The following is a 1,505-nucleotide window of genomic DNA, read 5'->3' on the forward strand; positions in this document are numbered from 1 at the left end:
GCGGTGTACTACCCGAACCAGGATCTGAAAAAAGTGTTCGGCAATTCCGGCTACGCGACCCGTACCACCGAGTACAAGATCAGCCGCGGCGGCGTGCTGTCCACGCTGCGCAAGGAACTGGGCGACCATCAGCTGCAGGCTGGCGTGTGGTTCGAACGTAACCGTTCTTCCGCTTACCGCCGCTGGTATGCGCTGGACGTGAACAATCCGTCTACCCCATACGAGCGTCCAACCAATCCGCTGATCACCCAGTACGGCAGTGAGATCGAGAACAAAGTCGTGCAGCTGCACCTGCAGGACGAATGGCGCGTGCGTCCTGACCTGACGCTGCAAGCGGGCTTCAAATCCAGTCTGCAATTCGCGAATGGTGAGTTCCCTGTGCAGCCACTGAAGGGCGCCATCTCGGGCGGTTCGACCGCGCTGCCGGTGGGCGATATCGACACCAAGAAGTGGTTCCTGCCGCAGTTCGGCGGCCGCTGGGATATCGATGCGCAGGACCAGGCTTTCTTCAACGTGCAGAAGAATATGCGCCAGTTCGTGACCTACGGCGGTGGCGGCGTGTCGCCATGGAGCCTGTCGAATCAGGGCGCCTTCGATCTGTTCAAGGCCAACGCCAAGCCTGAGACTTCCGTGACCTACGAGGCGGGCGTGCGCAGCAGCCATCCGCTGAACTGGGGTCCTGTGACGGCCTTCGACAGCCAGATCAACATCTACCACGTGGACTTCCATGATCGTCTGCTGCAAATCAGCCCGACCCCGGTGATTACTTCCATCATTGGCGGCAATCTGGCGGTGCTGTCGAACGTGGGCGATGTGCGCACCAACGGTATTGACCTTTCCGGCACGCTGCACTTTGGCCGTACCTTCTCGTTCTACGATGCGATTTCGTACAACCGCTCCAAGTACGCGGATAACTATGCAAGTGGCACCACGATTGTGCCGACCGCGGGGAAGGCGGTACCAGGCAGCCCGGAATGGATGAACAAGTTCGTCGCCACCCTGAACGTGGCGGACACCGAGTTCCAGCTGATCGGCGACTACGTGGGCAAGCGCTATGCGACCTATACCAACGACCTGTCCGTGAACAGCTACTTCCTGATGAGCCTTGGCGTTTCGGGCAAGCTGCCGTTCCTGAACGGCCCGTGGATCAAGAATGCACGCTATCGTGTTAATGTGAGCAACCTGGCCGACAAGAAGGGCGATTTGCAGGTGGTGGTAGGCGCCGCAACCGGCACCTACAACACTTATCCGATCGCTCCGCGCCAGGGCTTCGTCACCATTTCGGCAGACTTCTGATGACTGCGATCCAACGCTTCCTGTCGCGGCGCGACTTCATTGGCGGACTGGCTGCCACGGCGGGCGCGTTGGCGCTTGCGCCGGGCGGCCTGGCCACCGCCTCGGCGCAGCGTCCCACGCTGTTCGCCCACCGTGGCGCCAGCGCGCTGCGCCCTGAGCACACGCTGGGTTCCTATGCCAAAGCGATTGCGGACGGTGCGGACTACATC

At 61.1% G+C, this 1,505-nt stretch carries 2 protein-coding genes; both read left to right on the forward strand.

The genetic code is table 11. The annotated features are described in order from the left end of the window. Positions 1–1,296 (forward strand): TonB-dependent receptor domain-containing protein (locus tag AB4Z11_RS31430; protein WP_442030057.1); only part of this gene is annotated, 1,296 nt, incomplete at its 5' end. Further along, positions 1,296–1,505, forward strand: a 210-nt coding sequence (locus tag AB4Z11_RS31435) for a glycerophosphodiester phosphodiesterase family protein (protein ID WP_442030059.1), incomplete at its 3' end; no start/stop codon positions are given. The genes AB4Z11_RS31430 and AB4Z11_RS31435, both read left to right, overlap by 1 nt.

Origin of the sequence: Pseudoduganella sp. RAF53_2 (genome assembly GCF_052113985.1) — a bacterium.
Classification (GTDB): domain Bacteria; phylum Pseudomonadota; class Gammaproteobacteria; order Burkholderiales; family Burkholderiaceae_D; genus Rugamonas.